The organism is Photobacterium kishitanii (assembly GCF_003026355.1).
GTDB lineage: Bacteria > Pseudomonadota > Gammaproteobacteria > Enterobacterales > Vibrionaceae > Photobacterium > Photobacterium kishitanii.
The window spans coordinates 196021-214102 of the sequence record NZ_PYON01000002.1 but is presented as its reverse complement, the minus strand read 5'-3'; the positions used below and the strand labels follow the sequence as shown (position 1 = coordinate 214102).

The 18082-nt window shown below is 39.6% G+C and carries 19 protein-coding genes; 3 read left to right on the top strand and 16 right to left on the bottom strand.

Going from position 1 to position 18082, the window contains the following annotated elements; translation table 11 throughout:
• Positions 1-63: 63 nt before the first annotated feature.
• Both C0W29_RS03170 and C0W29_RS03165 read left to right on the top strand, forming a co-directional pair.
• Positions 64-984: a M14 family metallopeptidase gene (locus C0W29_RS03170; protein ID WP_045042178.1), complete on the top strand. Its 921-nt coding sequence runs from the start codon at positions 64-66 to the stop codon at positions 982-984.
• 67 nt (positions 985-1051) lie between these two features.
• Positions 1052-1540 (top strand): methylated-DNA--[protein]-cysteine S-methyltransferase, encoded by a 489-nt coding sequence (locus C0W29_RS03165; RefSeq protein ID WP_045042179.1) that lies wholly within the window; start codon positions 1052-1054, stop codon positions 1538-1540.
• Here the strand turns inward: C0W29_RS03165 and C0W29_RS03160 are convergent.
• The 8 genes from C0W29_RS03160 to C0W29_RS03125 all read right to left on the bottom strand — a co-directional run bounded on the left by C0W29_RS03160 (position 1524) and on the right by C0W29_RS03125 (position 8553).
• Positions 1524-1742, bottom strand: coding sequence for a TIGR02450 family Trp-rich protein (locus tag C0W29_RS03160; protein ID WP_036792049.1), 219 nt, complete (start codon positions 1740-1742; stop codon positions 1524-1526). The genes C0W29_RS03165 and C0W29_RS03160 overlap by 17 nt on opposite strands.
• A gap of 2 nt (positions 1743-1744) precedes the next feature.
• A complete protein-coding gene (locus C0W29_RS03155) occupies positions 1745-2404 on the bottom strand; it encodes an HAD family hydrolase (RefSeq protein WP_045042180.1) in 660 nt (219 codons plus the stop codon).
• 151 nt (positions 2405-2555) lie between these two features.
• On the bottom strand, positions 2556-3713 hold the full coding sequence (locus C0W29_RS03150) for an N-acetylneuraminate epimerase (RefSeq protein ID WP_045042181.1): 1158 nt from the start codon (positions 3711-3713) through the stop codon (positions 2556-2558).
• Positions 3714-3763: 50 nt separating this feature from the next.
• On the bottom strand, positions 3764-4228 hold the full coding sequence (nanQ, locus tag C0W29_RS03145; RefSeq protein ID WP_045042182.1) for an N-acetylneuraminate anomerase: 465 nt from the start codon (positions 4226-4228) through the stop codon (positions 3764-3766).
• A 60-nt stretch (positions 4229-4288) separates the two neighbouring features.
• Entirely contained in the window at positions 4289-5767 is a 1479-nt protein-coding gene (locus tag C0W29_RS03140; protein ID WP_045042183.1) for a sodium:solute symporter family protein, read from the bottom strand.
• A gap of 46 nt (positions 5768-5813) precedes the next feature.
• Positions 5814-6707, bottom strand: a complete 894-nt coding sequence (locus tag C0W29_RS03135) for an N-acetylmannosamine kinase (RefSeq protein WP_045045077.1) — start codon at positions 6705-6707, stop codon at positions 5814-5816.
• Positions 6704-7420, bottom strand: coding sequence for an N-acetylmannosamine-6-phosphate 2-epimerase (locus C0W29_RS03130; RefSeq protein ID WP_045042185.1), 717 nt, complete (start codon positions 7418-7420; stop codon positions 6704-6706). The genes C0W29_RS03135 and C0W29_RS03130 overlap by 4 nt, the downstream gene beginning before the upstream one ends.
• 263 nt (positions 7421-7683) lie before the next feature.
• On the bottom strand, positions 7684-8553 hold the full coding sequence (locus C0W29_RS03125; protein WP_045042186.1) for a MurR/RpiR family transcriptional regulator: 870 nt from the start codon (positions 8551-8553) through the stop codon (positions 7684-7686).
• Positions 8554-8817: 264 nt separating this feature from the next.
• On the opposite strand from C0W29_RS03125, the gene C0W29_RS03120 reads away from it, so the two are divergent.
• Positions 8818-9711, top strand: a complete 894-nt coding sequence (locus C0W29_RS03120; protein WP_036792032.1) for a dihydrodipicolinate synthase family protein — start codon at positions 8818-8820, stop codon at positions 9709-9711.
• A 78-nt stretch (positions 9712-9789) separates the two neighbouring features.
• Here C0W29_RS03120 and C0W29_RS03115 read toward each other — a convergent pair whose 3' ends face one another.
• From C0W29_RS03115 to agaF, 8 genes are all read right to left on the bottom strand, one after another.
• On the bottom strand, positions 9790-10467 hold the full coding sequence (locus C0W29_RS03115; protein ID WP_045042188.1) for a YoaK family protein: 678 nt from the start codon (positions 10465-10467) through the stop codon (positions 9790-9792).
• A gap of 431 nt (positions 10468-10898) precedes the next feature.
• Positions 10899-12506, bottom strand: coding sequence for an NAD(P)/FAD-dependent oxidoreductase (locus C0W29_RS03110; protein ID WP_045042189.1), 1608 nt, complete (start codon positions 12504-12506; stop codon positions 10899-10901).
• Between the two features lie 260 nt (positions 12507-12766).
• Entirely contained in the window at positions 12767-13501 is a 735-nt protein-coding gene (locus tag C0W29_RS03105; protein WP_045045078.1) for a carbohydrate-binding family 9-like protein, read from the bottom strand.
• Positions 13502-13610: 109 nt separating this feature from the next.
• A complete protein-coding gene (locus tag C0W29_RS03100) occupies positions 13611-14663 on the bottom strand; it encodes a glycoside hydrolase family 88/105 protein (protein ID WP_045042191.1) in 1053 nt (350 codons plus the stop codon).
• A 12-nt stretch (positions 14664-14675) separates the two neighbouring features.
• Positions 14676-15431 carry a 2-dehydro-3-deoxy-D-gluconate 5-dehydrogenase KduD gene (gene kduD / locus C0W29_RS03095; RefSeq protein ID WP_045042192.1) on the bottom strand — a complete coding sequence of 252 codons (756 nt, stop codon included), beginning with the start codon at positions 15429-15431 and terminating at the stop codon, positions 14676-14678.
• Between the two features lie 81 nt (positions 15432-15512).
• The gene (kduI, locus tag C0W29_RS03090; RefSeq protein ID WP_045042193.1) at positions 15513-16343 is read right to left on the bottom strand and encodes a 5-dehydro-4-deoxy-D-glucuronate isomerase; all 831 of its coding nucleotides are present in this window, start codon (positions 16341-16343) and stop codon (positions 15513-15515) included.
• Positions 16344-16411: 68 nt separating this feature from the next.
• Complete coding sequence (nagA, locus tag C0W29_RS03085; RefSeq protein WP_045045079.1) at positions 16412-17566, bottom strand: N-acetylglucosamine-6-phosphate deacetylase; 1155 nt, start codon at positions 17564-17566, stop codon at positions 16412-16414.
• A 2-nt stretch (positions 17567-17568) separates the two neighbouring features.
• Positions 17569-18012, bottom strand: a complete 444-nt coding sequence (gene agaF / locus C0W29_RS03080; protein ID WP_036792013.1) for a PTS galactosamine/N-acetylgalactosamine transporter subunit IIA — start codon at positions 18010-18012, stop codon at positions 17569-17571.
• Between the last annotated feature and the right edge of the window lie 70 nt (positions 18013-18082).

Genomic DNA, 18082 nt, shown 5'->3' with positions numbered 1-18082 from the left:
TAAATATTGCCAGCTGTTTACCCTCTAAAACAGACAAATCAATAATAATGAATAGGTAAAGCAATGGATAATTCATTTAAATATGCAATTGGAACACCAGGTATTAAATGGGGTGCCACAGAAAAAGCAGCATGGTTAGCACAAACTACTATTAAACGTAGTTATCTTGAGCAAGTTGTTTCTAAAATCCACACTTTAAGTGAAAAGTTCGACGTTGAGCAATACGGTGCACTGTCTTACGCGCCAGAAAAATACCCACTGTTTGCGATTAAAACTCATAATTGGGATCCAACTAAACCAACGGTACTTATTACTGGCGGTATTCATGGTTATGAAACAAGTGGTGTCCATGGCGCATTAGCTTTTCTGACACTAAAAGCTGAACAATATAGTGCTGACTTTAATATTCTGGTTGTGCCCTGTGTCAGCCCGTGGGGATATGAAACGATTAATCGTTGGAACCCCAATGCTGTTGATCCTAACCGTTCATTTTATGCTAATAGTCCAGCAGAAGAATCAGCGGCCTTAATGAAACTAGTCCAAGCTCAGCAAACGCATTTCCTTGCTCATCTCGATTTGCATGAAACCACAGACAGTGATGAAAGTGAATTTAGACCAGCGCTAGCAGCACGTGATGGTAAAGAATATATCGAAGATACCGTACCTGACGGCTTTTATGGTGTTGGCGACAGTGAAAACCCTCAGTATGATTTCCAAAAAGCCATTATTGATTCGGTTCGCCATGTTACCCATATTGCACCAGCAGATAGCAATGGCAATATTATCGGTGAACCGATAACTCAAGAAGGGGTTATAAACTATTCTCTAAAAGCGTTAGGGCTATGTGCTAGCGTAACTGATGCAGAATATACCTCAACCACAGAAGTCTATCCTGATAGCCCTCGTGTTACAGATAATGAATGTAATATGGCGCAAGTTGCTGCGATCGTAGGCGCACTTGAGTATTTAAAACAGCACAAGTAATCAATTTCTTACCTATAATTAATCGCGCTATACTTGATTATCAATGTATAGCGCGAAGGTTTTTATAATGTCGACTTATTACCGCACTATAGACACACCATTAGGCTGTTTAACGTTATATGCCACTGATAATGCGTTAACTGCAATTTTATATAAACACCAGACACCAACAATTGAAGTAGCAACTTACGCACCGCAACACCCACTTTTAATTGAATGTGAGCAACAGCTGCAACAATACTTCACAGGAACACGACAACAATTTGATTTACCGTTAGCCCCTCAAGGTACAAATTTCCAACAACGTGTTTGGCAAGCATTGCTGACTATTCCGTATGGCATCAACTGGAGCTATCAACAACTCGCAATTACGATTGGTAATCCAAAAGCCTGCCAAGCTGTTGGTATGGCAAACAGTAAAAATCCATTATCAATCGTTATTCCATGCCATCGTGTGATTGGCAAAAATGGAAAATTAACTGGTTATGCTGGCGGTCTCGATAAAAAACAAACATTACTGGAACTTGAGAAAATAACGCTTAATTCCAACCTATAAGCCAAATCTGATCGTCTTTTAAATCTTGCCAATTAATATCATAAAGTCGATTAGTCATTACTGCTTGAATAACACACTTTTCGACTTGCTGATTATCATTAAATAATACGGTTACTATCTCAAAATGCTTTTCTTTATTATCCACAACCACTTTAGTCCATTTGCTATGAAGTAATGCTTTTGGGTTCACTGGATTAGCCATAATTAATTTCCTGACTGGACATTAGACTCTACCCTATCATGCTCTTGCGGTAACATATATGCTTGCTCGCGTAAAATTTTGGTTAAGCCTCCCAACTGTTGAACCACAACCGATGCCTGATTAAGAAAAGGTAAATCCTCACCATTAGTTACTAAACATGATGGCATATTCGCACGGTAGGCTGCTTGTAAATCATAAACGTAATCACCAACATAAAGTATATTTTGAGGATCTAACTGCCACTGATCTGCAATATCAATTAAAGCGTCAGGTGCTGGTTTAGGTGGGAAATCTTCACGTGAAACAATACGTTCAAATTGCAGCTTATGGTGATTTATCTTCAACATTGCAGCTTGAGAACAATTACGGGTTACAACCGCAGTAGGGATTTTTTGTTGGCCAAGATAAGACAATAATTCATCACATTCAGGCATAATCGCTGATTGACGAGCGTCTGCTAATTCATATTCAATCACTTTGTTTTCTAGTTGTGTTCGCAAAGAAATATCCGCGATACCATCAATATACTGTAATAAATCAGTATCAGCCGTACAACCTAACTGCTGCCGTAACCAATCAAAGTCTAATTTTGAACTAACCAGTGTATTATCTAAATCAAAAATAACGCCGTTAATAATATTACAAGGAATAGGCGTATACATATCATTCTCCATTATCAACAAAGCAACGATAATCAGTGTAAGAACATATGCACTTAATGGCAATCATCAGCGATAAATTCAGAGAGTATGATCACTGCCTATTTTATTCATCAAGCTACTTCAAAAACAGTAGCTTGACGTTACTGTATAGTTAATCAATCACACGAATATCTGATTGCTGATAACGCAGCATATATACTTTTGTTTGTGGGTTACCCGTAGCATTTTCTCCTCCAACCATCAATACACCAGTTGGTGTGGAAAAAGCAGCACCATAAGCTAATCCTTGCGGCAATTTAGTCGTCGCCAACGCCCATTTTTCATTATGGTAAGTGTAAATATCTTGACTCCAATGCTTACTCAAGCCGTCATGCGCAAACCAATCGCCTTGTTCCGCTTTCGCCCTTGCGCCAAGAAAATTAGCACCACCAGCCACAATTAATACACCGTGATTTTTACCTGCATAAGCACCGGCAACACCTTCTTGTAATTGACCATTCGCAGCATCAGGTAATGATGCCAACTGCTGCCAATCAACTTGAGAGCCTTTTATAGTGACAGTTTTTACTATCGGAGTACGTAATCCAGGCTTAATTTCACCACTAATTAAAGTAATATTATCCCCTTCCCCCACTAATGCTGCACCGCAATTAGCGAGATAAGGACTCTTGCCTTTGGTAGACCAACTATTAGTATCAGTATGATAAACCTGAATGTCTTGGTTCCATTGATAAGACTCTGGTGCACGTGCCATAAAATCAGTCACTGTTTGTTGCCATTTATGAGGTTCAGCATGTTTATCTATCGTAGAAACAGCGCGCAAATAATGATCAAACTGTGGTTTATTATAACCGCCAAAGATTGCGATTTCAGTTTGATTTAAGGGATAAGCAGCCGCCCCTAACAGACCAACGGGAGTACGAGTATTTTGCTTATGCCAGTTATTATTTTTTATATCGTAAACATAAACACTATCAAAAATAATTGGCGATTTATCCGTTGTTTTAAGCTTTCCTGATCCAGAAAAAATATAAATTTTCCCATCAACAGCCGCTGCTGTTGCTTGGTCAGGAACCGGACCTGTAAAATCAGCCAGCTTTTTCCATTGCGGCTTACTGCTAGCAGTATCCATTGCATAGAACGACTTACCAGCAGCACCTAAACCGACATAAACAATATTATCAGCTTGGGCACTAATACCGTTTTTAATCGGTTGAGGTAAATCAGGCCATAGCTGCTCAGCCATAGCACTGGTTGATAATGATAATAGTGAGCACATTATTGCGAATTGAGTAAATGATTTATTCATAACATCTCCAATAAATGTTAGTTCTCATTACAATCACGCTGAGCGTAAAATCACGACAAACACGCTTGATGAATTTTAATGACGACTTTTTTAATCACCATCGGTGTCGTGATAACACAGCCTGGTTTATGTGGTTGCTGTGGAAAAATAGCAAGAAACATCCCCGGCTTTAATAATAACGAGCTGGTATCAGGCATCGTTTCAACTAAAGCAAAATCATTATCACTGTCATAATCAGTTGCAGGTATACAGCCAGCTAAACTTAGTGAAACATCAATACGTTCTTCACCACTGATTAAATATTGAAAATCAATATATTGTTGATGTACTTCACCCTGTTTATTCGCCGCATCTTGGGTTTCAAAGCTCATTACATTAGCAAAAATACGATCACCATCTATTTCATAACGGCCATTTTCCAATAACGCCATATCATTACTATTAATAAAATTTATCGCTTGCTGAAAAGCCATTGGTAATGCGTGTAACGGTTGTTTAATTTCACCAAAAATCATCTTCTTATCCTTTATAAGAAGCGGAAAAGTATCAATCTTTTCCGCTTTATTTTGAGTTTATTATTCAGTCACTACGTCAAGTTCTTCAGCTGATTTATTTTTAAAGAAAGGTGCGGTTATAAAACCGACTATCACCACCATTAAAGTACCAATCACACCATAGAAGAAGAAGTTAAGGTCAGTAAAACCACGAACAAACAATATTGCTACCACTGCCGCAATCACACCACATAGCGCGCTACCCGCATTCGCTCGGCGAACAAAGATACCCAGCATAAACAGACCCGTCATCGGCCCACCCATTAAACCAATTAGGCTATTAAACGCATCCCATAATTGACTTTCATTGCTTTTAATTAGATACACAGAGGCGGCAACACCTAACACACCAGCAACAACCGTAACAATACGTGCAGTCTTAAAGCTTTGCTGCATATTCTTCTCTGCACCAAAGCGGTTATAAATATCCATGGTGTAACATGCAGAGATACTATTTAAGCTACTTGAAATACTTGATTGTGATGCTGCAAAAATCGCAGCAATAATCAATCCTGCAATACCTGCTGGCATTTGAGAAATAACGTAGAAAGGTAAGATACCGCCAGTATTAAAATTCTCAGGTATCAACTGTGGATTTTGGCTATAGAAGGCATATAAAGCCGAACCGATAGCGAAGAAGAAAATAGGCACACAAGCAACTAATTTAGCATTAGTGATCAATGTTTTTTTCGTTTCTTCAATCGAATCTGTAACAATATAGCGCTGTACAACATCTTGACTCGCCGTAAATTGCTGTAAGTTAGCAAATAAGAAACCAATCATAAGTACTGGCAAGGTGCTGTTCGTCCAGCTCCATTCAAAACTTGAACTAGGGAAGTATTTATCTTGTTCAGCACTTAAGCGGAACACTTCAGAAACACCACCATCAACATGAAAACAGATAGTGACAAAGATTAAGACCGCGGCAACGGACAACATGATACCTTGAATTACATCGGTCCAAATAACCCCTTCAATACCACCAAGGAAAGTATATACAATACATAACACACCAATTAAAAATACAATTGTTAGTGGGTCAATATTCACAAAAGGCATTAATGCAAGTGCGGTTAAGTAGGTAATAATCGCAATACGACCAATATGAAATAGCATAAATGACATACTGGCGAATAAACGCATTTTAATATCAAAACGACGCTCTAAATATTCATATACAGAGGTTAGATTGAGCTTTCTAAAAAATGGGATATAAAAATAAAATACGATTGGCAGAATAAGAATCGCTAAATACTGCCCGACAAGAAAAGTCCAATCTGATGTATAAGCCTTAGCAGGAATAGACATAAAAGTAATAGAGCTCAATGTGGTAGCAAACACACTGACCCCCGCAGCCCAGCCAGGTATTCGGCCACCGGCTTTAAAATAATCATCTGCAGTTTTTTGACGACGGGCAAAATAAACACCCACCAACATTACGCCTACTAAATATGCGAACAGCACGATATAGTTTACCGTACCAAATGCTTGAATTTCCATATAAGCCTCACCATATAGGGGTTGAGATAAAATATTTAAATAATTATTAATGACTTTGTTGTTGTGCAAACCAACTTGCAGCACCTAATAAACCCGCATCTCCACCTGATTGAGCGAGGATAATACGAGGTCGATAAAGTTCTGGTTTTTCATTTAGATATTGCTGAATGTAATTACAATAATTTGGCGCTAGACCAACACTGCCACCGATAACAACGGTATCGAGATCTAATGTAATGGTCAGATTAGCGATTAACTCAGCCACCGCAGCAGCTGAAGAATGAATAATATTTAACGCAGCACTATTACCTTCAAGTGCCAATTGATAAACGTCTTGTCCACTGTATAAATGATTAAATAATGACGTCCCAATTTCACCAATAGCAGTACCTGAAGCGACTTTTTCAATACAACCTTGACGGCCACAACCACACAAAGGGCCATTCGCATTCACTACGGTATGACCTATATGACCACTAATACCACGAGCACCAGTTTGTAATTGTTGATTCAACACTAATCCACCACCGATACCGGTAGAAATAGTAATAAACAACATATTGTCAGTGTTGCTATTGGGATTAAGTGAAATAAATTCATACCATGCTGCCGCTTGGGCATCATTGATTGCATAAGTAGGTAATTGCGTGATTTTATAAATACAATCAACGAGTTCGAATCGATTTAAGCCACCTAAATTAGTAGGATTTAAAGCAGTTAAAATACCGTTATTAATAATGCCTGTTGAAGCAACAGCAACAAAATCTGCTTGGGCTATAAATGGAATTAATAGTGACTCTAATGCTGCAGATAAAATAGCAGGCTGTTGCGTCTTCGGGGTCGCTATTTGGCAACGCTCAATAATATGACTAGTTGCACAATCCACGAGTGCCGCCGCTATTTTGGTACCACCAATATCCACCGCTAGACAAACACTCATGCGATATCCTTAGCTGGTAACTCATGAGCGGCGGATGCACTAGTTACAGCCTCTTTAAACCACTGACAAATATGTTCAATACGCGTAATTGCAGAACCGACAGTGACACAATTAGCACCAGCCGTAATAGCTTGAGCAGCTAAATCTGGCGAGTTATAACGCCCTTCTGCCATCACAAAATAACCACGCTGATGCAATGCCATCACTAATTCTAAATCAGGTTTCGTAGGGATATTTCCTCCCGTATAACCTGATAATGTCGAGCCAATAATATCGGCACCAAGTTGGTGACACATATCACCATCAGCTAAATTGGAGCAATCAGCCATAGCTAAACAGCCGTATTGATGAATGGCATTAATGAGGTTAGCAACGGTTTCAGGCCGTTGGCGTTGCGTACCATCAATGGCAATAATGTCAGCCCCTGCAGCAGCAAGATCTGCAACATCTTGTAAAAATGGCGTAATTCTTACATCTGAATCAGTTAAATCTCGTTTTACGATGCCAATAATAGGAACATCAACGTGAGGGCGAGTTGCACGTAAATTAGCAATACCTTCAATACGTAAACCAGAGGCTCCGCCCAAAATAGATGATTGTGCCATTGCAGCTACAATCAGTGGCTGATCCATTGGACTATCATCTATTGGCTGACAAGAAGAAATAAAGCCATTATTTATACGTGCAAGAAGTGCTTGTGAGCGCTGAACCATGATCGTTAGCTCCAAAAATATCAACGTTATGAAGTTTGACTCCATACTGTCGTTATCATTGGAGTGACGCAATAATAAACATTTTAAATAGAGATATATTGCACACTATTTGTTTAAAATAACCTCAAAACAACGATATTAATCACACTTGAATGCTCAAAAAAGCGCCCATTGATTCAAGGGAAAAATATAATGTAACGTTAAAATTTACTCATAAAAAAAGCCACATTAGAATGTGGCCTCGCTGCTGCTCTATTAATTAATCAATCAAGAGCTTGAGTTGTTTTATATTTTTGCTGGCGTGTATAGTCAGGGTTATCACGAACTAACAACGTATAAAGTATATCCAATACAAATAGTTGGGTGATTTTGGTACCAATAGAGTCACCTTGCAACTGTCCTTGTCGATTGCCATTAATTAACACGTAATCTGACAATGTAGCCAATGGTGATAAAGGATTATGAGTTAAGGCAACGGTCATAGCACCGCATTCTTTTGCTAACTCTAACGCCTTGATGGTCTCTTTTGATGTCCCTGAATGACTAATACCAATCGCAATATCGTCAGCAGTCAATAACGCAGCTTTCATATACATAAAATGGTTATTAGTTAATGCATCGACATCAAAACCAATCCGCATTAATTTATTTTTAGCATCTTCTGCGGTGATACCTGATGAACCAACGCCAAAAAAGTAAATCCGTTTTTGCTGTTGAAAAGCACTCGCAACCGCTTCTAATTCAGAAAAATCTAATAAGTTGAGTGTTTCACCTAGTACATTACTGATTGTCTGCTGCAATTTTCGACCAATATGCTCAGCGTTATCCTCTGGGGTTAACTCGGTATCAAGCATATGTTTTTCTGTATCATTAGGTGTAGCAACCTCAATGGCTAACTTCATTTTAAGATCTTGAAAACCTTTAAAATTAAGCCCCTTACAGAAACGAATAATACTAGCTTCACCCACTTTAGCTTGTTGTGACAGTTCAGCAATTGAAAGCTCTGTAACATACTGCGGTTGAGCTAAAACATAATCAGCAATTCGACGAGCGGATGGAGTCAAACTATCGCGTAAACTGCCTAGCGTGTCTAAAATTTTACCAACTTGAATCGCGTCGGTGGCTGCATTCATAGGTTATCCTTGCAATTTTTAGCCTTGATGGCGTCATCATCATTATGAAGTTTTACTCCAAAATCAAATCTAACTGTTATTTCGCAGCAAAATAATCATTTATAAATTTATATTTGCAATTAATAGCAATAGATCACAGTTTCTAGCAAAAGCAGTTAATGCCATTGTTTTTTTATTGCCAACCTAAATATCACTTCGTATGATAACTCAACTCCACAAATATTATTATTTAGAAGTTAAACTTCACAGGTAAGGATCTGAGACATGGAAAAGCTAACAGGTTTAATTGCAGCCCCTCATACTCCATTTTTGGCTAATGGTGAAATTGACTATAATGCCATCGATGCAATTGCTAAGCATTTAATTGCCACCAATGTTGTTGGCGCTTATGTATTAGGAACAACAGGTGAAGGTATTCATTGTTCAGTGGCTGAACGTAAAGCAGTCGCTGAGCGTTGGGTAAAAGCAAGTACAGGTAAATTAAAACTAATTATTCATACTGGTGCTTTGAGTATCGCTGACACGCTTGAATTAACGCGTCATGCTGATCAATTAGACATTTATGCGACTTCTGCTATCGGTCCTTGCTTCTTCAAACCTAATAATGTCACGGATCTCGTCAATTACTGTAAAGCAGTTGCCGAAGCTGCTCCATCAAAAGGGTTTTATTACTACCACTCAGAAATGAGCGGCGTAACGGTTGATATGGAACAGTTCTTATTGGCAGCAGATAAGGTTATTCCTAATTTATACGGTGTGAAATTTAATAGCACTAATTTATATGAATACCAACGCTGTTTACGTGTTTGTGATAGTAAATTTGATGTGCCATGGGGCGTTGATGAGCACTTCCCTGGTGCATTAGCGGTTGGCGCTATCAGTGCCGTTGGCAGTACTTATAATTATGCCGCACCACTTTATCACGACATGATTGATGCTTTTGCTAAAGGCGATCACCAAACTGTGATCAATAAAATGGATAATGTGATTGCTGTTATTCGTGTCTTAGTTGAATACGGCGGTGTTGCTGCAGGCAAAACGGCAATGATGCTGCATGATATTGACGCAGGGGATCCACGTTTACCATTACGCACGTTAACAACGGAACAAAAACAAGATGTTATATGTAAAATGCGTGATGCTATTTTAAGCGCTTAAATTTCAAATATAACTAAAAAAGCCAGCATCTTTAATGCTGGCTTTTTTATTATTTACAGTGTGAATTGATAAGCGCGGTTACAACTCAGTATCAATTGGCGTCGAGCGATGAGTATGCTCAATATAGAGCAATGTAATAGCAATTAAAGTTGTTAATGCTAATGGCAGTAATAATGAGTATTGAGGTATTGTTTGCATAATGATCCCTCCTATCACTGCGCCACTGATCAATGATCCCCATAGACCAAGGTATTGCATCAAGCGCTTTTTATCACCTTTGCCAACAATGGCTAACGCCAATAAACGACCAATATTAACTAAATAACCAGTAGCATAGGTTAATGGTATCGCTTTTTCGATAGTTAATCGCAAGGCAATATTTTGCATCCCCATGGCATAACAAATAATAAAATTAATCACTAAAAAAGGCACATAGTACTGCATAATAGTGGCAAATAGCAGCACAATCGATACCGAAGTCATAACAACACCACGGTAGAATCGGCGACTAGATAAAGCAATTAATTCGCCAGACATTGCCCCTATAATGAAAATACCCAATATTGCAATATAAATAGAAGCACGAGGGTAATCGTGATAACTCAGCATCATTCCCATGTGAGTCGAGTTACCACTCATAAAAGAAGCAAATACCCCATTTTTGAGGTGCAAAAAACCAACCGAATCAACAATACCCGCTACAAGCAATAACAAATACGGCATTAATGATAAAAAGAACCGCCTTTCATTTAACATTTACTATTTATATCCGACTATATTTCCATATTATTACTATCAGTAAACCCTTAGCACTCTATCAATCGATAAAGGCTATTTACTCTTATTTTGCGTTATTGTAACCAAATATTTCAGCATGACTAGCAACTTAAAACTATTAACAATAACCATTAAAAAAACCAACAATTGGTATTAATTAATATTCTTATCAATAATACTAAAACTGTCGTTTTTTTGACATTACACTTTTTTACTTTACAAACTAACCATTAAAATTACAGCTGTCGTGTAATTAGCAAATGTTCTGCTGGTCGATTCTTTTACAGATGTGAAAATAAATGAGGATGAGAAGCGAAGCTAAAAAAGATAACAACAAGGTAGCTGAGCGAGAATAAAAGGTGCAATAACAAACACGGATTCGTTGTTATCACACCTCTATATTTAACTAATTACGCATTTAACATATCAAGTGCGATAGCTTCGGCAACTTTAATACCGTCGATACCCGCAGATAAAATACCACCAGCATAACCAGCACCTTCACCACCAGGATATAACCCCTTGGTATTAATGCTTTGGAAGTCTTTACCACGCTTAATTTGTACCGGCGAAGATGTACGAGTTTCAACACCTGTTAGCATGCTATCGGCATTTGAGAAACCTTTGATCTTTTTATTAAACGCAGGTAATGCCTCACGGATAGCTTCAATCGCATAAGCCGGCAAACTCGTGCTTAGATCAGTCAATTTAACATTAGGTTTGTAAGATGGTTCAACATCGCCCATCTGACTAACCGTTTTACCCGCTAAGAAATCACCTACACATTGTGCAGGCGCATCATAGCTGCTACCGCCAAGAATATAAGCATTACGCTCTAACTGACGCTGTAGTGCAATACCTTGCATTGGATCATTAGCAAAATCTTCCGGTGAGATACCAACGACAATCGCACTATTAGCATTACGCTCACTGCGTGAGTACTGACTCATACCATTAGTTACCACTGATTCAAGCTCTGATGTCGCAGCAACAACCACGCCGCCAGGGCACATACAGAAACTATAAACTGAACGACCATTTTTACAGTGGTGAACCAGTTTATAATCAGCGGCGCCAAGCAATGGATGACCTGCATTTTTACCAAAACGTACCGTATCAATCATTTCTTGTTTATGTTCAATACGGAAACCAACTGAGAATGATTGCGCCGCAAGATGAACACCTTTATCGTGCAACATCTTAAAGGTGTCGCGCGCACTATGACCAATAGCTAATGCTACGTGTTTTGATGGAATCACTTCACCGGTTGATAATGTCACGCCAGTCACTTGATTATCATCAATATTGATTTCTTCAACACGGGTTTCGAAACGAATTTCACCGCCAAGCTCAATGATTTTACGGCGCATCTTTTCAACCATTGTTACCAATTTATAGGTACCAATATGAGGCTTACTCACATAAATAATTTCAGCCGGTGCGCCCGCTGCAACAAATTCTTGTTTTACTTTAAGCCCTAGGAAACGAGGATCTTTCACTTGGCTATATAATTTACCATCAGAGAATGTACCAGCACCACCTTCACCAAATTGAACATTTGATTCAGTGTTGAGCTCGCGCGTACGCCAAAAACGGAAAGTATCTTTAGCACGCTCATGTACTGATTTTCCACGTTCTAGAATAATAGGTTTAAATCCCATCTGCGCGAGAATAAGTCCAGTAAATAAACCACATGGACCCATACCAATAACAATTGGACGCTCGGTTAAGTTTTCAGGTGCTTGAGCAACATATTTATAGCTAGTATCTGGTGATTTTTTCACCTGATGATCGTCAGCAAATGTCGTTAGTAATTGCTCTTCATCAACATCTTTCAAGGTGATATCTAAAGTATAAATAAGATAGATATCATTCTTTTTACGGGCATCGTAGCCTCGTTTAAAAACATGAATATCAACCAATTGATCTTTATTTATCGATAACTTGTTGATGACAAAATCATGTAAAGCGACTTCACTATGATCTAACGGTAATTTAACTTCATTAATACGTATCATTAAGTCCACTAACTCGATTGGGAATACAATAAAAATATCTCGGAGAGAATAAATCTAGCCCTAATCTTGGCCGATTTATACCTTAGCCAAGTATTATCTCACAGAGTTTAGTGATTATCCCAATATTTGCAGCCCTTCACGCCTAAAAGCTAACGGTTAAGGATAAAAAACATCAACCTAAAATAAAAAAAGGCCTACACCGTATTATCTAAATACTGGCATAAACCTTTTTTAACTACCGTGATTTTCTTTTAAAGCAATTACTTCACTAAACGACAGCTACCAAATGTTTGTGGATTATGAAAGTTTGGTGTCGGTGTTTTAGGATCAACCCATGTCATCCAACCCATATCTAACTTACCGTCGGCTTGTTGAGTAAACTCAGCTCGCATTAATGCACACAATAGCTGTGTTTGTTGTTTATTTTGCCATAGCGATAAATCTGTTAATGTCTGCAATGGCAGTTTACCTTCAACAATATAACCACTGTCAGTTAGGCTGGCTTTAGTTTCTAATCCTTTCCATGTCCAATTACTATCAAGTGACGCACGCTTTTTATTCACCATGTCATAGCTTGCTTGTGCACTAAATACTCGTGCTTTAGGATCAATTTCCATGGTGTAATAACGCGATAATTCCGCATCTTTAGCAAGGAATATCTCGACTCTATCGGAGTCTAAAATCGCCCGCTCAGGATCAGTCCCTATTGCAACCTTCTTATCCGTCACTGTGTATTGAAAATAGAGTGTCTCAGCATGCCATAATGCTTTAAATTCTGTTGCAGGAGCTGGAGTATCACGCCAAGGAAAGCTGAAAGCTGTTAACGCTTGTGCTGACTTCCATTCATTATCATGCGCAATACCATCAATAACGGGCGCGATTTCGGTATGGTTAATATTATATATTGCAGACTTAGGTACAACTGTTTCAGCAACGACATTATAACTAGCCATCACCGTAATAGTCGCGGTAGCAATCATGACTAACTTATTCATTAAAATATCCTTATTTATTGTTTTTTAGATATAAAAAAGCCGATCTGACGAGCAAATCGGCTTAACATAACCTCGCTTTTTCACCAACTCACATTGACGTTATTATTATTTATGACACTAAATCAGCGACTGCGGTTGCAGCTAATAAGAAAGCCCCTGCACCGTAATCAATATTATGCTCAAACGCGACATCACGAGGATTGAAAGCGGGTAATTGTACCCAACCCATCATGCCATTATCGTGAATACAGGTTTGTAATGCAGCCCATGATGTTTCAACCACTGGCATATACGTTTCAGCATCAAGGTGGCCTTGCTTAATACCCCACCCTAAGCCATAACAGAATAGTGCAGTCGCACTGCTTTCTGGTGCCGGGAAGTTTTCAGGATCAAGCAAGCTTGTACGCCAAAAACCATCGGCTTGTTGATACTTAATCACTTCAGCAGCAAGCGCAGTAAATAATGCTAAATATTTATCGCGATGAGGATAATCTTCAGGCATACGCGCTAATAAGCGTGGTATAGCGGCTAATACCCAACCAATACCGCGGCTCCAGAAAACTTTATTGCCATTGGCTTCACGTAACTCGCCACCATTGCCATCAGGAATATAACGATAATCACGGTAGAATAGACCTGTTTCAGGATCGAGTAGATGCTCAACGGAATCCCAAAATGCCGTATTCATATAATCAAGATATTTACTATCTCCAGTACGCTGAGTTAACGCAGCAAATGCAGGTGGGGCCATAAATAATGAATCACACCACCACCAATCTTTACGACCAAGCTGTGGGTTTTCAACCATAAGATCCAAGGCTTTAATGGTTGGCTCTAATGCTTCAATTTGATCAACTAATGGGTAAATATCAAGGTAGGCTTGACAACAAATATGATCATCAGCAAAACGATCATTCGGCCCAGTACGGAATCCCGTATGGAGGGTATAATTCATCACCCCATCAAGATATTCATTATCATCAGTCGCTAACCATGCCGCTGAGACACACGACCAAAACACGCCACGTTCCCAGTCGGTATCTTTAATAAAACGCGTTTTACCACTGCGACGTACCACGCTGCGAGTTTGGTTTTGCGCTTGGTAACGATAGACTCGCTTCATTGCTGCTAAAATCGTTTCTTTTGAACCTAATGTTGTCATGAGCAGCTCTCCTTAGCGTGCTAACCAACCGCCATCAACAGCGATGGTATAACCATTAATGTAATCACTAGCACTTGATGCTAAAAAGACCGCTGGACCTTCCAAATCAGAGGGTAAGCCCCAACGATTGGCAGGAATACGCTCTAGGATCGCTGCATTACGCTCAGCATCTGCACGCAGTGCGATTGTATTGTCTGTCGCCATATAACCAGGTGCTATCGCATTAACGTTGATATTATACTCAGCTAATTCAGTCGCTAATGCACGGGTTAGGCCCATTACTGCTGATTTACTCGCGGTGTATGACGGTACGCGAATACCACCTTGGTAAGACAGCATTGACGCGATATTAATGATCTTGCCGCCATTACCTTGCTCAACAAAACGTTTAGCAACGGCTTGGGATAAGAAGAACAAGGTTTTTTGGTTAATGTTAATCACATCATCCCAATCACTTTCAGAGAATTTAAGTAAGTCTTCACGACGAATAATGCCGGCGTTGTTAATTAAAATATCAACACTTCCCATTACTTCAACCGCTTCTGCAACAATACTTTCAAGCTTATCTTGCTGCATTAAATTGGCAGTGATGTAGTGAAATTTACGTCCTAGTGCTTCAACTTGTGCTTGGGTTTCAGGTGCTTCTTGATGGCCGATACCAACAATATTTGCCCCAGCTTTTGCAAGTCCAAGTGCCATACCTTGGCCAAGGCCTGTATTACAACCAGTTACAATCGCAACTTTACCGCTTAAATCAAACATCTTCATCGAGTTCTATCCTTGTATAATAACGCTGACAATCACTGCCTGCGTTACCAGCTAAATTCATTAATAATTAACCACAACGGCTTATTTAAGATCGCTCATCGCGACATGATCCATATCGTGGAAAGTTTGGTTTTCACCGACCATACCCCAAATAAAGGTATAGGCCGCAGTGCCCACTCCAGAGTGAATTGACCAGCTTGGACTGATCACAGCTTGTTCATTACGCACCACGATATGACGGGTTTCTTGTGGCTCGCCCATATAATGGAACACGATGTTGTCTTGGCTCATATCAAAGTACAAATACACTTCCATACGACGCTCATGCGTATGACATGGCATGGTATTCCACAAACTACCAGGTGCGAGTTCAGTCATGCCCATTAGTAGCTGGCAAGTCGGTAATACAGATGGGTGCAAATATTTATAAATAGTACGAACGTTACAGTTTTCTTGGCTACCAATTTGCTCTGGTGATGCTTCTTCACGAGTAATTTTACGGGTTGGGTAGCTATGATGAGCAGGCGCGCAATTTAAGTAAAAGCGAGCTGGATTATTAGCAACCACACTTTCAAAACGAATATCTTGTGCGCCCATACCAACATAAATAGCTTCACGCGATCCAATTTCAAAGGTTTCGCCATCAACAATCACTAAGCCAGGAGCACCAATATTGATAATGCCTAACTCACGACGTTGCAAAAAGTAATCAACCCCGATCTCTTTACCACCTTCAAAAGCAATCGCACTCGTTGTCGGTACAGCTGCACCAACAATGATGCGATCAATATGACTGTAAGTAAGGTTGATCTCACCTTCTTGAAACATATTTTCAATTAAGAACTGCTCACGAATACCTGCAGTGTCTAATTGCTTGGCATGCTGACTATGAATTGGTTGACGAATTTCCATGAAAAACCTCTTAAATCATTACATTACTCACAACACTTAACTAAGGTGTGAATGATTACGAATTATTATTAATGCGATGTTGGGTAATACCACTCACCGTCGATTAAGGTTGCTTGAATTTCAAATTGAGAATTAAGTACTGCAAAGCTGGCGTTATATCCCGTTGCTATCGAACCTAGTTGATGATCAATACCTAAATATTTTGCAGGTACCATTGTTGCCATCTGGATAGCTTCCCATTCAGGCACATTGGCTAACAAAATCATATTTCGAATCGCTTGATCTAAACTACAAGTGCTACCTGCAAGTGAACCATCGTCAGTACGAGCCTCACCATTGATGACGTTAACCATCTGCGCGCCAAGTTGGTACTTACCATCATCAAGCCCACCAGCACGCATACAATCAGTGATTAATGCCATGCCCTGATAACCCTTGATTCGATAAGCAAGTTGCATCATTACTGGATGTACATGAATACCATCAGCAATCAGTTCAACTAACATATCGTGATACAGAACAGCACCAGCACAGCCTGGCTCTCGATGATGCAAGCCACTCATACCGTTAAATAAATGCACTCCACAATCAGCACCGTGTTGATGTGCTTGGGTCACTTGTTCAAAATTAGCATTCGTATGTGCAATCGAGGTTTTAATACCGTTAGCAGTTAGCCATTGAATGGCTTCATTAGCACCGTCATATTCAGGTGCAAGGGCTACGCGTAATAATGAATCTGCAGCAACTTCTTTTAATTCTGCTAACGCCGCAATGGTTGGCGCTGTTAAATATTGAGTTGGGTGTGAGCCGCGATGAGTCTCCGTAAAATAAGGCCCTTCCAGAAAACCGCCTAATAACCTTGCGCCTTGTTGCTGTGGTTGCTCACAAAAGTGCCGTACTTGCTGTAAGGCTGAGACAATATCTTGCCAAGGTGCAGTTACTGTTGTTCCAACCCACGCCACGACTCCTGTCGCTGGCAATGCTTGTGCTATCGTTTGTAATGCTTGCGGAGTGGCATCCATTACATCAGCACCCGCACGACCATGAATATGAATATCAATAAAACCGGGGACTAATGTTTGACCATCTAATTCAATCACTTCACAATCAAAAGGTTGACTATCAGTGATGCTTTCAACCTTGCCGTTATTCACTACTACATAGTGGTTATAGCGAATCCCAGTGGGGGTGAATATACGTTGTGGATGAAGTGCAAAGCGCATAATTACAGTCCGTCTTCACATTCAAGTTCAGCCGATTGCGTCATCATGCTATTAAGTTCACGACGCATGTCTTTCATGCATGACATACCAATATCAAGCAAAGTATCTACAAGTTCAGTTAAATCTGCATCATCACGCTCAAATGCAGCATTGGCAATCATGGGTAAATTAGCACCACCAATAAGTTCAACATTCGGCGTATCCATCAGTATTGCTAACGCACGATTAGCAGGAGATCCACCTGGAATATCAGTTAAAAACAATACTCCATCACCGCTATCAACATCTTTTGCTGCTTGACGTAAAGCTAGCTCTAGCTCATCAGTTGACATAGTTTCAACGAAATCAACATACGCCATTTGCTGTTGTTCACCAGCAATCGCTAATACGGCAGATTCCATGCCTGATGCAAAGTTAATATGACCTGAAACAACGATACCAATCATGATTCTTTCCTTGAAAATAAGGGGGAGCGCTGTCCCCCTTGAGATTATTAATGATGGTTCTCATCACTAC

What these genes read in the sequence shown, in the direction of transcription:
- nagA (WP_045045079.1), bottom strand. Translation starts at nt 17,566, where the DNA reads ATGCGCTTTGCACTTCATCCACAACGTATATTCACCCCCACTGGGATT.
- C0W29_RS03115 (WP_045042188.1), bottom strand. Translation starts at nt 10,467, where the DNA reads ATGTTAAATGAAAGGCGGTTCTTTTTATCATTAATGCCGTATTTGTTA.
- kduD (WP_045042192.1), bottom strand. Translation starts at nt 15,431, where the DNA reads ATGAAGATGTTTGATTTAAGCGGTAAAGTTGCGATTGTAACTGGTTGT.
- agaF (WP_036792013.1), bottom strand. Translation starts at nt 18,012, where the DNA reads ATGATTGGTATCGTTGTTTCAGGTCATATTAACTTTGCATCAGGCATG.
- C0W29_RS03160 (WP_036792049.1), bottom strand. Translation starts at nt 1,742, where the DNA reads ATGGCTAATCCAGTGAACCCAAAAGCATTACTTCATAGCAAATGGACT.
- C0W29_RS03105 (WP_045045078.1), bottom strand. Translation starts at nt 13,501, where the DNA reads ATGAATAAGTTAGTCATGATTGCTACCGCGACTATTACGGTGATGGCT.
- C0W29_RS03120 (WP_036792032.1), top strand. Translation starts at nt 8,818, where the DNA reads ATGGAAAAGCTAACAGGTTTAATTGCAGCCCCTCATACTCCATTTTTG.
- C0W29_RS03135 (WP_045045077.1), bottom strand. Translation starts at nt 6,707, where the DNA reads ATGAGTGTTTGTCTAGCGGTGGATATTGGTGGTACCAAAATAGCGGCG.
- C0W29_RS03170 (WP_045042178.1), top strand. Translation starts at nt 64, where the DNA reads ATGGATAATTCATTTAAATATGCAATTGGAACACCAGGTATTAAATGG.
- C0W29_RS03100 (WP_045042191.1), bottom strand. Translation starts at nt 14,663, where the DNA reads ATGACAACATTAGGTTCAAAAGAAACGATTTTAGCAGCAATGAAGCGA.
- C0W29_RS03155 (WP_045042180.1), bottom strand. Translation starts at nt 2,404, where the DNA reads ATGTATACGCCTATTCCTTGTAATATTATTAACGGCGTTATTTTTGAT.
- nanQ (WP_045042182.1), bottom strand. Translation starts at nt 4,228, where the DNA reads ATGATTTTTGGTGAAATTAAACAACCGTTACACGCATTACCAATGGCT.
- C0W29_RS03140 (WP_045042183.1), bottom strand. Translation starts at nt 5,767, where the DNA reads ATGGAAATTCAAGCATTTGGTACGGTAAACTATATCGTGCTGTTCGCA.
- C0W29_RS03125 (WP_045042186.1), bottom strand. Translation starts at nt 8,553, where the DNA reads ATGAATGCAGCCACCGACGCGATTCAAGTTGGTAAAATTTTAGACACG.
- C0W29_RS03150 (WP_045042181.1), bottom strand. Translation starts at nt 3,713, where the DNA reads ATGAATAAATCATTTACTCAATTCGCAATAATGTGCTCACTATTATCA.
- C0W29_RS03110 (WP_045042189.1), bottom strand. Translation starts at nt 12,506, where the DNA reads ATGATACGTATTAATGAAGTTAAATTACCGTTAGATCATAGTGAAGTC.
- C0W29_RS03130 (WP_045042185.1), bottom strand. Translation starts at nt 7,420, where the DNA reads ATGGTTCAGCGCTCACAAGCACTTCTTGCACGTATAAATAATGGCTTT.
- C0W29_RS03165 (WP_045042179.1), top strand. Translation starts at nt 1,052, where the DNA reads ATGTCGACTTATTACCGCACTATAGACACACCATTAGGCTGTTTAACG.
- kduI (WP_045042193.1), bottom strand. Translation starts at nt 16,343, where the DNA reads ATGGAAATTCGTCAACCAATTCATAGTCAGCATGCCAAGCAATTAGAC.